Annotated in this window: 16 protein-coding genes and 1 tRNA gene; 16 read left to right on the forward strand and 1 reads right to left on the reverse strand. The window is 61.7% G+C overall.

Annotation, left to right across the window (positions count from 1 at the left end; genetic code table 11):
- Positions 1-12 precede the first annotated feature (12 nt).
- The 16 genes from JET14_RS06105 (at position 13) to JET14_RS06180 (ending at position 12726) form a co-directional block, all read left to right on the forward strand.
- Positions 13-708, forward strand: a complete 696-nt coding sequence (locus JET14_RS06105; protein WP_200337259.1) for an NlpC/P60 family protein — start codon at positions 13-15, stop codon at positions 706-708.
- The gene (locus JET14_RS06110) at positions 698-1294 is read left to right on the forward strand and encodes a tail assembly protein (protein ID WP_200337260.1); all 597 of its coding nucleotides are present in this window, start codon (positions 698-700) and stop codon (positions 1292-1294) included. Before JET14_RS06105 ends, JET14_RS06110 begins: the two co-directional genes overlap by 11 nt.
- 17 nt (positions 1295-1311) lie before the next feature.
- Positions 1312-4509, forward strand: coding sequence for a host specificity protein J (locus tag JET14_RS06115; RefSeq protein ID WP_200337261.1), 3198 nt, complete (start codon positions 1312-1314; stop codon positions 4507-4509).
- Positions 4506-5363, forward strand: a complete 858-nt coding sequence (locus JET14_RS06120) for a hypothetical protein (protein ID WP_200337262.1) — start codon at positions 4506-4508, stop codon at positions 5361-5363. Before JET14_RS06115 ends, JET14_RS06120 begins: the two co-directional genes overlap by 4 nt.
- On the forward strand, positions 5363-6007 hold the full coding sequence (locus JET14_RS06125) for a DUF4376 domain-containing protein (RefSeq protein WP_200337263.1): 645 nt from the start codon (positions 5363-5365) through the stop codon (positions 6005-6007). The genes JET14_RS06120 and JET14_RS06125 overlap by 1 nt, the downstream gene beginning before the upstream one ends.
- A gap of 4 nt (positions 6008-6011) precedes the next feature.
- On the forward strand, positions 6012-6278 hold the full coding sequence (locus JET14_RS06130; protein ID WP_200337264.1) for a hypothetical protein: 267 nt from the start codon (positions 6012-6014) through the stop codon (positions 6276-6278).
- 27 nt (positions 6279-6305) lie between these two features.
- Entirely contained in the window at positions 6306-7367 is a 1062-nt protein-coding gene (locus tag JET14_RS06135) for a hypothetical protein (protein ID WP_200337265.1), read from the forward strand.
- Positions 7360-7716 carry a hypothetical protein gene (locus JET14_RS06140; RefSeq protein ID WP_200337266.1) on the forward strand — a complete coding sequence of 119 codons (357 nt, stop codon included), beginning with the start codon at positions 7360-7362 and terminating at the stop codon, positions 7714-7716. The genes JET14_RS06135 and JET14_RS06140 overlap by 8 nt, the downstream gene beginning before the upstream one ends.
- A 61-nt stretch (positions 7717-7777) precedes the next feature.
- On the forward strand, positions 7778-8722 hold the full coding sequence (locus JET14_RS06145) for a glycoside hydrolase family protein (RefSeq protein WP_200337267.1): 945 nt from the start codon (positions 7778-7780) through the stop codon (positions 8720-8722).
- Positions 8719-9141, forward strand: a complete 423-nt coding sequence (locus JET14_RS06150; protein WP_246750540.1) for a hypothetical protein — start codon at positions 8719-8721, stop codon at positions 9139-9141. Before JET14_RS06145 ends, JET14_RS06150 begins: the two co-directional genes overlap by 4 nt.
- Positions 9142-9153: 12 nt before the next feature.
- Positions 9154-9477 carry a hypothetical protein gene (locus tag JET14_RS06155; protein WP_200337268.1) on the forward strand — a complete coding sequence of 108 codons (324 nt, stop codon included), beginning with the start codon at positions 9154-9156 and terminating at the stop codon, positions 9475-9477.
- A 236-nt stretch (positions 9478-9713) separates the two neighbouring features.
- Entirely contained in the window at positions 9714-10193 is a 480-nt protein-coding gene (locus tag JET14_RS06160; protein ID WP_200337269.1) for a hypothetical protein, read from the forward strand.
- Positions 10180-10611, forward strand: a complete 432-nt coding sequence (locus JET14_RS06165; RefSeq protein WP_200337270.1) for a helix-turn-helix domain-containing protein — start codon at positions 10180-10182, stop codon at positions 10609-10611. The genes JET14_RS06160 and JET14_RS06165 overlap by 14 nt, the downstream gene beginning before the upstream one ends.
- Positions 10608-11000 (forward strand): DUF6941 family protein, encoded by a 393-nt coding sequence (locus JET14_RS06170; RefSeq protein ID WP_200337271.1) that lies wholly within the window; start codon positions 10608-10610, stop codon positions 10998-11000. The genes JET14_RS06165 and JET14_RS06170 overlap by 4 nt, the downstream gene beginning before the upstream one ends.
- A 496-nt stretch (positions 11001-11496) precedes the next feature.
- Positions 11497-11573: transfer RNA gene (locus JET14_RS06175), tRNA-Pro, on the forward strand.
- Positions 11574-11781: 208 nt separating this feature from the next.
- Entirely contained in the window at positions 11782-12726 is a 945-nt protein-coding gene (locus JET14_RS06180; RefSeq protein ID WP_200337272.1) for a formylglycine-generating enzyme family protein, read from the forward strand.
- Between the two features lie 20 nt (positions 12727-12746).
- On the opposite strand, the gene clcA is transcribed toward JET14_RS06180, so the two are convergent.
- Entirely contained in the window at positions 12747-14093 is a 1347-nt protein-coding gene (gene clcA / locus JET14_RS06185; protein ID WP_432443080.1) for a H(+)/Cl(-) exchange transporter ClcA, read from the reverse strand.
- Between the last annotated feature and the right edge of the window lie 73 nt (positions 14094-14166).

Consider the following 14166-nt stretch of genomic DNA (forward strand, 5'->3'; position numbering starts at 1 on the left):
GGATAAGCAATCATGTTTGGTGATGATGTTGCCCGGGAGGCCCGGGCGCATGCGCTTGCGGCATGGCCGGAAGAGGCCTGCGGCGTGGTGTCCGGCGGTCATTATGTCCCCATCGAAAACATCGCGGCCGATCGCGAAAACGGCTTCGAAATGCCGGCGGAAACCTGGCTGAAGTTCCGGCCAGAAGCGGTCATCCACAGCCATAACGCCAAAGTGCATCCGCACTGGCCGTCAAAAGCCGATATGGTCAGTCAGATCGCGGCCAATATTCCCTTCGGGATCGTGAGCTGCGACGGCGAGGTGACGACGCCCATTCTCTGGTGGGGCGATCACTGCCTGGATGCGCCGCTGACCGGACGATCCTTCGTGCCGGGCGTGTTCGACTGCTACGGGCTGGTGCGCAGCTGGTATTGGCAGGAGCGAGGCATCCGCCTTCCGGACTTTCCCCGCTCGAAAAGCTGGTGGGAAGAGGGCGAGAACCTGCTTGCCGATCATTTTGAAGAGGCGGGCTTCCGGACGGTCGATACGTCGGAAGCTCAGCCCGGCGATGTGTTCTTCATGCGGCTTGTATCGAAGGTGCCGTGTCACTCCGGCATTCTGCTGGAAGATGGCCTTTGCCTGCATCATCTCGATGGACGGCTGTCACGGCGCGAGCCCGTCGGGCCGTGGCTGAAGCGGGTGACGCATTGGGTGCGCTATGGTTCGTAAAATCCACCTCCACGGCGATCTCGCCCGGCAGTTTGCCCCAACCTACCAGCTCGATGTCGCGAGCGCCGGCGAGGCGGGCCAGGCGCTCGCCGCCGTCGTGCCCGGCTTCCGGCAATATGCGACCGACCGGAATTTTAGGGTTCTGCGCGGTGATCCGGAAACCGGCATGGCGCTCGGGCCGGATGATCTCGACTTCCATCTCGGGAACGCGGATCTGCATATCGTTCCGGTCATTGCCGGCGCGGGCAATCGCGGGCTTGGCAAGATCATTGCCGGCGTCTTCCTGATCGGGGCGGCCTTCATGTTCCCGGGCGCGATCACCGGCATCGGCATTGGCGGCTCGACGATCGGCGGGGCGATGAAGGGGCTTGGCGTGGCGCTTGCCATGGGCGGGCTCGGGCAGATGCTGTCGCCGGCGCCGAAGATCAATGCGGACAGCGGCGAGGATCAGTCCTCCTATCTCTTCAGCGGCGGCGCCAATGTGACGACCGAGGGCGGTCCCGTGCCGCTGGTTTATGGCCAAAAATTCCGCGTCAAACCGGTGCTGATTGCCGCCGGGCTTTCCACCGAAGACGTGGCTATCTGAGTTTCGGAACAAACCTCATGCATGATTTGCGCATCTCCGGCCGTGGCGGCGGCAAGGGCGGCAAGAGCGGCGGCTCGGGCGGCTATAGCGAAGCGGCGAACACGCTGCGCTCCAAACAGACATTGCGGCTTCTGTTCCTCGTCTCCGAAGGCGTCACCGGCGGGCTGAAGGACGGGGCAAAATCGATCTTCTTCGATGACGTGCCGGTCCAAAACGGCGACGGTACGTTCAACTTCGAAGGCGGCTCGTTCGAGACCCGCAATGGCTTTCCCGATCAGGCGGCCTTGTCCGGCTTTCCGGCCGTCGAGAACGAACAGGGCGTCGGCGTCGAGATCAAACAGAACCTGTCGGCAACGCGGGCAATCACCAATCTCGCGGCAACGGCCGTGCGCGTCTCCATTCAGGTGCCACAACTGATCTTCACCGATCCCGACAATGGCAATGTCAAGGAGAATGCGGTCGATATCGCCATCGATCGCCGCACCGAGGATGGCACCTGGCAAGAGGCCCGCGCTGATACGATATCGGGCAAATGCACCTCGCCCTATGTTCGCGCCTACCGGATCCCGCTTGAGGGGATGGGACCCTGGTATATCCGCGTGCGGCGGCTTTCCGAGGATGCCAATGGCACGACGTCCAACAACCAGACCTACTGGTCCTCCTATACGGTGATCGAGGATTATCGGCTGACCTATCCCGACAGTGCCGTGATGGGCGTGACGCTTGATGCGGCTGAGTTCGGCGGCGGCGCCATTCCGACGGTCTCGGTCGACTGGGCCGGGATCGAGATTGCCGTGCCGTCGAACTATGATCCGGAAACGCGGTCCTATGCGGGTGTCTGGGATGGTACGTTCAAACGCGCCGTCACCGATAACCCGGCCTGGATTTTCTATGACCTTGTGGTCAATGACCGTTATGGCCTCGGCCAATATGTCGATGTCGGGCAGGTGTCCAAATGGGCGCTTTACGAGATTGCACGCTATTGCGACGAATTGGTCGATGATGGGTTCGGGGGCAAGGAACCGCGCTACACCTTCAACGGCGCCATCACCTCGCGCGATGAGGCGATCAATGTGCTGACGGCCTTTGCCGGCGTGTTCCGGGGCATGGTCTATTGGGGCACGGGCGCTGTGACGGCGGTCTGCGACAAGCCGGCCGATCCCGTCAAGCTGGTGACGCCCGCCAATGTGGTCGACGGCACGTTCAGCTATCAGGGATCGGCGCTCTCGGCCCGCCACACGCAGGTGCTCGTCCGCTGGTTCGATCCGGCCAACAATTATATGCCGGCGATCGAAGTGGTCGAGGATGCTGAGGCGGTTGCAAGATACGGATCGCGGCAGACCGAGATCCAGGCGATCGGCTGCTGTTCGCGCGGACAGGCGCATCGTTACGGAGCATGGCTGCTCGATACCGAACAGAATTCGACCGAGGTCGTAACCTATCGGGCCGGGCTCGATCACGCCGATGTCGCGCCGGGCGATGTGGTGCTGGTCGCCGATCCCTCCTATGCCGGTGTGCGCTATGGCGGCCGGGTGAAGGCGGTATCCGACGATCTGGCGGCGGTCACGCTCGATGCGCCGGTGACGATCAATGACGGCGATGCCTATACGCTGACCGTAGTCATGCCGGACGGCACGCTTGCCGATCGGGTCGTCGTGAACGGGGCGGGGGAGACCGATGTTCTGGCACTGGCGGAAGCATTGCCGGATCGCCCTGTCAATGGCGCCATGTGGATCCTGACGGGCTCGGATGCAGCGCCGCGCCCGTTCCGGGTGTTGTCGATCACGGAAAACGACAAGCATCAGTTCGATGTCTCGGCGCTGATCTATGACGCAACCAAATGGGATCGTGTCGAGAAGGGTCTCGAGCTCGAACCGCCATCCTTCTCGACCTATCCGACCGGGCCGCTTCTGCCGCCTTCGGACGTGACGGTCGCGGAATATCTCTATCTTGCCGGCGGCGTGTCCGCCCGTGGTGCTGTTACCATCGGCTGGAGCGCGCCGAACGATACAAGGGCCACGCTCTATGAAGTCCAGTATCAGGGGCAGGGCGGGATCTGGCTTGCTGTCGGGACCACGGAAAGCGTCTCGATCGACCTGCAGGATCTCGATCCGGGGATTTACAGCTTCAGGGTTCGCTCCGTCTTCGCGGCGCTCAACCAGCGCTCGCCCTGGGCAACGCTGGACGCGGTCTATCTGGCAAGCGTGTTGTCGCCGCCGGACAATGTCGAGCGCTTCAATATTGCCGTGATCGGCGATGTTGCCACGCTCACCTGGGCACCGGTGACGGCGCTCAACCTGTCGCATTATGTGATCCGCTATTCGCCGGAACTGACGGGCGTGTCCTGGCGCTCCTCCGGCGCCCAGCTCGATCATGTGGATGCCACCAGCGTGCAGATCCCGACGCGGCCGGGCACCTATCTGATCAAGGCGGTGACGCGGCAGGGGGTGGAAAGCCCGGTCGCGACCATGATCCAGACCACAGTCGGCGCCACGCCGATGAATGCAGTCGAACGCTTTGTCGAACAGCCGGCCTGGTCGGGACGTTTTGACGGCTGCCGGGCGGGCGAGCCGGGCTTGCGGCTTGCGGAGGCGGAAGGGGGCGGGCTGTTGCCCTCCGGCACCTATGTCTCTTCCCGCACGATCGATCTCGGCTCGGTCTATACGTCCCGGGTAACGCCGGTCCTGTCGGTCTACGGGCAGGATGTCGATGACACGATGTCGAAATGGCCGGTGCTGAGCGCGCTCGACGGCATTGTCGGGGCGGATGCGTCGAAGTGGAACGCGGTCATGGAGATGCGCACCACGGATGACGATCCGGACGATGCCGGCGTGCACTGGTCGGACTGGCGGGAAGCGGCCACCGGAGACGTGGCGGCAAGAGCCTATCAGATGCGGCTGATCCTCACCTCGGTCGATGACAACATCACGCCGATCGTCGCGCGCGCCGAACTGACGGTCGATATGCCCGACCGGATACTGAGCGGCAATAATCTCGCCGTGCCGGCCAGTGGACGGCGGATCGGTTTTGACCCGCCCTACTTCGGCCTCACCGGGCTTTCGGTCTCGGCTGAGGGCCTTCGCTTCGGCGATTACTACGAGATCGCCAACAAGGATGAGAGCGGCTTTGACATCGTGTTCAAGGACCAGTCCGGCGCGCCGGTCGAACGCACGTTCGATTTTGTGGCTGCCGGCTACGGAAAGGTGCATGCATGACGCAGTATAACAACGTGACGATCGACCCGACCGTCACCAATGGCTCGCAGCTTGCGGCCAATATCAACAGCTTTCGGACGGCAAGCCTTTCCATGCATAGCGGCGTGGAACGCCCTGCCTATGCGACCGGGGGGACGATGTGGATCAGCACCGCCTCCAAGCCGTGGAAGCTCTTTGTCTTCGACGGTGCGGCCGATGTCGCGATCGGGGAGGTGGATCCGGACGGGCACGGGTTTCTGAGCGCCGGCGGAACGGCCTTCACCAACGATCTGATGACGGCGGGCGATGCGGCGGATGCCAGGAACAAGCTCGGTGCCTATGCCAGGAACGGCGGAACGCTCACCGGCTTTGTGCGCGTGATGTTCGATGGCGCGACGCTGGCCTCGTTCCAGGCGAGCGGTGAGAGCGATGCCCGGATCGAGTTCCGCTCCAACAATGGCGGCAACAGCTATGTCGAGGTCGGTCAACGCAGCAATGGCGATGGCTTCATCTGGTCGCGGGGCATGGAGTATGCATTCCGCAGCAATGGCGATCTGGCCTCTGGTTCCGGCTGGACGCTTCACGCGGATGGCAATGTCAGTGGTTCTGTCTGGAACAATTGGGGGCGCTCGGACGCCTATTCAGCCATTCATGACCGGATCGAAAGCAGGGCATCGGCCTATGCCAACAGCCGGGCCGCCGCCGGCGCTCGCGTCCAGCACGACAGCGGCACATACGAGATCGGCACGGTTCAGACCACCGGCAACACGGTCGACTGCCCGGACGGCATGTTCATCACCGGCCTGCGTTGCCAGAACTATGACTGGGCGGTGCGCGAGATCTATGTCCGGGCCAAATATGCGAGGAACCAGTAATGGCGACAAAACTCACGCCCGACAGCGCCAATGCGCTCAATCCGGATCTCGATCACGATACGCTCGGCTATCTTCTGTCGCTGGCCTATCCCGAAGCGGAACCGGGCCGCGACTTCCGCACCGGTCATATTGTCGATGACGACACCGGCGCGCGCGTCGGTTCGGCCGTGATCCTCGACTGGCAGATCGATGCGGCCTTTCCGACGCCCGACGATCTCCACGATATGCTCGATGCGCATCGCGATGCGGTCGAGGCCTTTGCCCGGAAGCGTGCAAACCGCGCTCTGTGCCATGCCGTCGATGCCGAGCGGGACCGCCGGATTGCGGCGGGCTTTGTCTTCAACGGCGTTCTCTACCAGTCCCGGGCGGAAGACCGGGAGAACATTGCCGGCGCGGCAACGGCCGCCCTTGGCGCCATGATCGCCGGCGCTGAAGCCGGCGACTATCGCTGGCATGGCGGTGACAGCGATTTTGTCTGGATCGCCGCCGACAACAGCACGCACAAAATGGATGCGGCGACCCTCTATGCGCTCGGGCAGGCAGCCCTTGCCCACAAACAGGCGCATATCTTCGCCGCCCGGGCGCTGAAGGATCTGTCACCGATCCCGGCAGACTTTGCCTCAGATATCCACTGGCCGGAGTAGCACCATGCCATCCCTGACAATCGGACTGAGCCTTGCGGCCATGCGGCCGCCGGGGCGCGCACGCTGGTGGGCGTCCGTCGCCTTTCCGGCAATGGATAGAGAGACGGGTCTGACGCTCGGCCCGGCGGCCATCCTGGACTTTGGCGGCAACCGTTACGCCATCACCGAAGGCTGGTGGGAACTGCCGGCTTATGCGGCGGGCGATGCCGACGGGATCGGCCGGGCGCCGGCCGCCTTTCTTGATTTTTCCACTGACAGATATGCGAGGTGAGCCATGCGGAATGCAGGCTTTGCGGAGATGATTGATTTTACCCGACCCGGCTCGGCGACCTATGTCGATGCCGACGGCGTGTTCAGGATCGCGGCGGCGAATGTGCCGCGCTTCGACCATACCAATGGCCGGCGACAATTGCTGCTCGAAGGACCGGCAACCAACAAGGTGTTGTGCAACAACGCCAATCCGACCGACCTGACCGGGATCGGAGGGTCGGCCGCGCCGGCCGTCCTTTCGGTCGTTGACGATACGGCTGCCCTTTCCGCCGCCGGTCTTTCCGAGGTCTGCGCGTCCGGCAAGGTCTACAAGCTCGACAATTCCGCCGGAACCGGGGTTGCCTTTGCCGTTGCTTCGGGAAACGCGGATAACACCGCCGTCCACTCGATCTCGGCTTATATGCGCGTGGATGCCGGAGAAGCCTATCTGAGGATCAGCGAAGTGGCCAACGGCCCGAGGGTCTCCAACACGGCCTATGAGAGAATTACCCTGGACGGACATCAGGCCGTTGCCAATGCGACCTTCAGCGTCCGGGCGGATCCCGGCGCGGTGGTCTACTTCATCCTGCCCCAGTTCGAGCAGTCTGCGGTGACAAGCTCGCCCATTATCACAAACGGCGGCAGCGCCGTCACCAGGCCGGCCGACAAGGCGCGCCTGAGCGATGCCGTTGCGGCGCTTCTTCAACGCGACAAGGCCTCCATTCTGGTGCGGTTCGAGGGGCTGACCGGCTTTGTCGGCCGGATCGTCGGCGGGGCGAGCTACTATCCCCTGCTTGGCTATTCCGGAACCGATCTCGAGGTCGACCAGACCGCTGTTCTTGCCTCCGGCCTCTCCCAGCCATCGCCGCGCGCCGGCGCCGCCTTCGCTTTCGACAGGACCGACGACACGATCGGCGGCTCCTATAATGGCAATGCCGTGGTGACGGCAAGCCGGGAGCTTCTGTGTGACACGGACAAGATCTATCTCGGCCGCGACGAGAACGCGACCACGGCCGATCGCTTTGCCGCCGGCTGGTACGATCAACTGGTGATCTGGCCGTTCCGGATGACCGATGCGGCGCTTGAAGGAAAGGCGATGGCCCATGCGTGATGTGTTTTTGAAGTTCGAAGACCATGCCGAGGCGTTGGCCGTTCTCAATGCGGCCGGGGTGACGATCCCGGCCGAAGAGGGAGCGGATGCCCGCCTTACCTACCGCGATACCGGCCTGCCCACGGGCATGCTGGCGCTCAAGCCTGTGGGCGCGGCCTGCGATGGTCTCGTCTATGCCCCGACCGGCAAGACCGTGACCGGCGGCGATGGCATCGCCTATCCGGAGATGGCGGCCGTCGCCGGATACCACGTCAATCTCCGTCTGGCCGATGGCGCAGCGCTGCCGGCGGAACTGGCGGCCTTCCAGGTCGCGCCGGAACCGGCAACGCCGGCCGAACGCTTTGCCTGATCATTTGTCGGCCTGAACGACTGCCGGCCTGACCGGCGCAAACTCCAAGGGAAAACAGAAAATGGAAATCACCACGGTCTCCGAACCGGGGGCAGCCTTCGTGCGCTGGCACGAGGGCGCGCCCACGGTTGCCTATCTCGATCCGACCGGCACGCCGACGCTCTTTGCCGGCTTCACCATGAACTCGCCCTATTGCCGGCTGGAACTGGCAAAGATCGGGATCACGCGGATCGTTCCCGGCAAGACGACAATCTCGGTCGAGGATGGCGACCGGATCTTCCGCGCCGTCCTCAATCAGGGCTATGCAAGGGAAGTCGTCGCCAACTCGCCGGCGGACCGCACGCAGTATCAGCTCGATGCCGCAACAAGTGCTGCCTATAATCTCGGCGGCCGCGTGGTGAGCCGATGGCGCTTCGGCAAGCTCTGGCGTGCTGGCAAGCTGAAGGCGGCGGCCGATTATCTCGCCTCGCACTACAACACCTCCAAGGGCAAGCGCCTGCCCGGGCTTGTGCGCCGGCGCCGGGAAGAGGCGCTGCTGTTCGAGCAGGGCATCTATACTGGTGTGGATGCCGTCGCGCCCGAGGGCGTTCCGCGAAAGGCCACGGATACCGTGCCTGAGAAGGGCGATCCCGTCGTGCGCGATGTCCAGACCATGCTCACAAAACGGGGTTTCGATCCTGGCGCGATCGATGGCTGGTTCGGCGACAAGACGAAGGCGGCGGTGCTCGCCTATCAGATGGCGCATCCGCATCTCAAAAATGACGGGATCATCGGCCCGGCAACGATTGCCCAGCTGCGCCGCGACATGAAGGCCGTGAAAGATGCCGCGCAGAAATCCGGGGCATCGGCGGCGGCGACCGGCGCGCTCGCCTGGGCCTCCGGCCTGCCGGTCGGCTGGATTGTCGGCGGAGTGACTATTGCGGCCGCACTCTGGTTCGCCTGGCGCTACCGCGATGTGATCGCGCGACGGATCAACACGCTGACCGGTCACGAGGTGTGGGTATGATCGCAGCGATCGTGACATGGCTCGCCAAACTCGGTGCGGGCGGTCTTCTCGACCGCGCCGCCGACCTGATCGAAAGGCGGGCCGAACAGGCAAACGACCGGGAGAAGATCGAGGCCGATCTGACGGCTGAGTATCTGCGGCAGGTGGTCGAAGAAGCCCGCATCGTGGCGGACTACAACAAGGTCAAACTCTCGTTTCCTTGGTTCTGGCTGTTTGCCGGTCTCTTCCTCGTACCGCTTGCCGTCTGGTGGGCGGCGATCTGCCTTTACAACATGCTCTGGTGCCCGGACTGCATCTATGCGCAGCCCTGGACGATCGCCGCCTTTCCCGCCCCGCTCGATGCCTGGGCGGGCAACATGATCCAGTGGGTCTTTTATGTCGGCTCGGGCGTTGCCGGGCTTCGCGCAATCATCAAATAACGAGGGCAGGGCATGACGGTCGATCTCGCGCGTCATCTGGGAGAGGTTCAGGGCAAGCTCGATGCCCTGATCCGCAAGGTGGACGAAAACCGCAGCGGCAATGATGAAATCCATGACCGTCTGAACACGGTCGAGCACCAGAACGAACGTCTGCTCGAGCAGAACAAGGCCCTGTCACAGCGCATCGGCGAAACCGAGGAGTTCGTCGCCGAATACCAGAAGATCAAGCAGATCGGCCGGGGCTATATCCTCGGCGCCGCCATGGCCGGGACCGGGTTCGGCGTGTGGCTTTCCGACGGGCTGATGCAGGTGCTGAAGGTGTTGAAGGGTGGGTAACATAGCACAATGCTACCATCACACGGTTGAGGTGTGGCTTAAGCACGAGTAGATGATCAGAAATCTACGAAATTCTATTGGAAAAATTGTTGATCGTGAGTAGCTACTTCGGTGTTGTGGGATAGTTACCTGAATCGAATCGCAACGGTGCTGGCCGAAGGAGCTGGTTAAGGGGTGCAGTCCGATTAGCAAATATGATGAATTGATATCTTGATTGCGGTTGAAGGTTGACATATATGCCAACTCCAAGCGAAGCTGTTGCTCGCAATGAACTCTTTAGGGTCGATGGTGTCCTGGACGCTCATGAGCAGCCCGCGCGGCTATTGTATATCACGCCGAGAGCGGTCCAATGGCTGAATACCAACTTGGAGAATATGGCTTCTGACGGGTTTTATGACAATGCTGCCACGCCAGCTCAGCAAGCAGATGATCTGTTCTATTCCTTTATTGTTGGAGAGGATATTGCTGCGGATTTACCCCCCCATGTGATGCTGCCTGCTGAAGATGGAATATGGGAACTAAGGACTCCAGATCTTCGCATGTTTGGTTGGTTCTGGCGTAAGGGAGTTTTCATTATATCTGCCATAAATTCGGCTGAAATGTGCAAGAAGCACAGCCTTTACGCTGGTTATAGAAATCAAGCAGTAGGTGACCGGATGGCGTTCAATTTCGAACCACCACCGTTTGTAAATGGGGGGCTGAATGATGTCATTTAGTTTAGGACTTTCTGAAAAAGACAGAGCTACTGGTCGCTTCAAGAGCCGCGTTAATCGCGGGTTAATTCGAGCGGTTTTAACTGCGAAGAAAAAAAAGCAGCTTACCCAAAGCGACATCGCCCGATTGATGGAAATCGATAAGTCGACCTTATCTAAAATCCTTAATGGCAAAGGAAACCTAACGCTCAAAACGATCGGCGATCTGGCGTGGGCCGTTGGCTTGACGCCACACATTGAGTTCCGAGAGAAGGAGCAGCACCACAAGTTGGTTTTGTCCAACTCCGCTCATCTTTCCAAAGGTGTTAGGACAAAAAATGCTGATAGTAGCTCCAATTTCATTGAGAGCGGCGTCTCACCTTACGTAAAGAGAGCGCCTATCCCCCATGGGAAAAATACCTTCGAAGGCGTGGATTTATGACCGTATCCGGTGATGTCATTTTTTGCGACGACATTCGTAAAGAAGACAACGGCAAGGCTATACTCATTGGCGTTTACACGGGTGCTCTTGTCCTAGAGCAGCTCCCAGTCGATATATTGCTGAGCGCTTGGATTAGGGTCTCTGGCCTGGATAAGGGAAAGCATGATGTATCCGTAGAGTTTCATTCTCCCGGTGGTAAAACGTTTAGCATCGGTGCAGAGGCACACATAGTGGATCCGGAAAATGTCGACAGCATCATGCTGTCCGGATTTCCCTTGCACATTGGGGAGACGGGTAAAATATCGTGCAAATTTAAGGTCAGCAACGAGGAATATGAGTTAGGGAACCTGCCGGTGACCGTTGCTGACGAGCCCAAACTTGACGACTGACCAAAGTAGGGCGCTGATCTGAGTTTCAACGCTGATACAGGGAAACTCGAACTGCCACGTCAGCAGAGATTGCACGATTGAGCGAGCGTTCGACCCGAGGGACGCCAAGGCTGCAGCCAGAGTCTTTCAGTGCGAGGCCGAGGATTGCGAGTAGCCAGGAGAATTTTCGCGATCGTTGTCGGTGGTGGGCGGAAAGCGGATGTCGATGTTTGAGTTTATCGAAGCATCGTTGTCTATCGCTATTTTGATGTTAGCGATCTGGTTCGTCATCGCCTCCAATCGAAAATAGCTGCAGTGCGGGTGGTGCTTCGCCAACTCCCTTTTGATGGAGAATTCGGTTAGAACATTGGCGGAACATCTCGTGGGACTTTCGTGGGACTTTTGGTCCCACGGCTGACCTCTCGAGGCAAATTTTCCGTTTTTGTTCAAGAAAGCGAAATTCCCTCTTGCGCGCGGAAACCCGAAAGTCTAATGGGGACGGGCCGTTATGGCTGGTCGGGGTGTAGCGCAGCCCGGTAGCGCACTTGACTGGGGGTCAAGGGGTCGTGGGTTCGAATCCCGCCACCCCGACCATTTAAACTTCCCCCCAAAATCTTTCTGGAAATACAGGTGGATAGGGTCGGTTCGGATCGTGAACGGGGCCAATCGCCCTTTGGTCCGTCCACGCTTTCCAGCCAACCTTCCCGTGGTAGAAACGGTTTCCAAATAGCTGGAAAAGCTCTAGAAGTCGCTTGAGAACAACCGGAACGGGCACCGCCCGCTTCAGTGAGGGAGAAGAACGATGGATGACGCCGTCAAGGGCTGCTGTGCCGTCTCGCGCAATGCAGGAGAGCCGGCGCCCGCCTCTGCGCCCGCCGCCGCGCCTTTCGTTGCCGGCGAGCGCTCCAATGCGATCTTCATTCCCGGCGGACGCAGCCATGTGGGCATGGACAACCCTGTCATCCCGCTCGACGGCGAAGGCCCGGCGCGCAGCGTCAAGCTCAACGACTATCTGCTGGAAGCCCAGACGGTGACGATCGGCCGCTTTGCCGATTTCGTCGCCGCGACAGGCTATGTCAGCGAGGCGGAGCGCTTCGGCTGGTCGGCCGTTTTCGCCGGACTCCTGCCCGCCGGGACCGAGGTTACGGGCAACGCGCCATCGACGCCCTGGTGGGTGCGAATCGACGGCGCCAGCTGGCGTCGGCCGGAAGGGCCCGGCAGTTCGATCGACGACAGGCTCGATCACCCCGTCACCCAGGTGTCCCATGTCGATGCCCTGGCCTTCGCCGAATGGGTCGGCGGCAGGCTTCCGAGCGAGGCGGAGTGGGAACGGGCGGCCCATGGCGGCGTGCGCGGCCGCAAATTCGCCTGGGGCAACGAAGAGCCGGATGACGAGACCATTTTCTGCAACATCTGGCAGGGCACGTTCCCGCATACCAACACCATGGCCGACGGCTATATGGCGACAGCGCCCGCACGGTCATTCGCGCCGAATGAGGGCGGGTTCTACAACATGGCCGGCAATGTCTGGGAATGGACGGCCGATCCCTATCGCATCCGTTCGCTGTCGCGCCACGCCAAGAAGCGCAATGCCGATGCGGTTGCCGCCAACGAACGGCTGTTGAAGGGCGGGTCCTTTCTCTGCCACATCTCCTATTGCTATCGCTACCGGATTGCCGCCCGCATGGCCCTCACGCCCGACAGCGCGGCCAGCAATGTGGGTTTTCGCGTGGCCTATGACGCGTAAGGCCTTCGCCTGAACCGCAGCTATGCGATGCCCGTGCCTGAACGTTTCTTCGGCATGCGCTCGGGGTGGACGCCGGCCTGGGCCAGGGTGCGGTCGAGAAGCTGTTCGTAGATGGGATGGCCGCCGATCCACTGCGCGACCAGATTTGCCGTCAGGCAGGTGGCGATCAGCGGCAGCGTCATCGTATAGGCGCCGGTCAGTTCCAGCGTCAGCGCCACGCCGACGATCGGTGCGCGCACCGAAGCGGAGAACAGCCCGCCCATGGCGGCAATGCCGAAGGCAAGCGGCACGGCGGCGCCTTCGGGCAGGAGCCCCGCAAGCGCTGTACCGAAGGCAAGCCCGATGCAGATGGCAAGGGCCAGCATCGGCGCGAAGATGCCGCCCGGCGTGCCGGCGGAATAGCTGGCAACCATGCTGACATAGCGCAGCACCGCAAGCCCCAGCAGCGCGCCGAGCGCCAGGTTGTCGCGCGCCATCATCACGATCACGTTCTCGCCACCGGTGACGGCGCGCGGAAACAGGATGAACAGCGCGCCGACGGCAAGGCCGATCAGCGCCGGCATCAGGTATGGCACGCGCCTGTGCATGGCCATGACGAAGTTGCTCACGCCCATGATCGCGGCGTTGAGGCTGACGCCGACGGCGCCGAGCACGCAGCCGAGGATGACGAAAGCCGGCAGCAACGCCAGTGCCGGAGCGGGCACGGACATGGAAAAATCGGGCGCCGTGCCGCCGATCGTCTCCGTCATCACGGTGGCGAAGAAGGCGGCGGCGATCACGCCCATATAGGTGCGGAAGGTATAGGGAAACTGGCTGTGCGTTTCCTCGATGATGAACAGCACGGCGGCAAGCGGCGCATTGAAGGCGCAGGCAAGCCCGGCGGCAGCACCCGCGCCGAGGAGCCCGCGCCGCTCCACGTCGGAGACCTTGAAGAAACTGGTGATCGCCGCCGAAATCGATGCGCCGATATGGATGGTCGGCCCCTCGCGACCGAGCACCAGACCTGAAGAAAGCGCGGCGATGCCGGTGAGGTATTTGACCGGCAGCACCTTGCGCCAGTGCACGGTGCGCAGGTTGCTCATCGCGCCCTCGATCTCCTGAACGCCGCTGCCGCCGGCCTCGGGCGCATAGCGGCGCACGATATAGACCGAGGCGACCGTGAGACACATGGTGATGAGAGCGGCAACGCCGACCAGAAGCGCGCCGTCGAGATGGCGCGAAAGAACCGACGGCCAGATGAGCAGCCTGTCGATGATCAGGTGGAAGAACGAGCCGGCCGTGCCGGTCAGGATGCCCGCAGCCGCAGCCAGGACGATGAAGCGGGCCTCGGCCCGCCGGTCGCCGGGTTGATCGGGAAGCTGGGACATGTCATCCATGGGTAACCAACCGGATCGCAAGGGGTCAACATCAACGGAAAAGCAGGTGCATCGGAGCCTTGGG

This window comes from Martelella lutilitoris (assembly GCF_016598595.1).
GTDB lineage: Bacteria > Pseudomonadota > Alphaproteobacteria > Rhizobiales > Rhizobiaceae > Martelella > Martelella lutilitoris_A.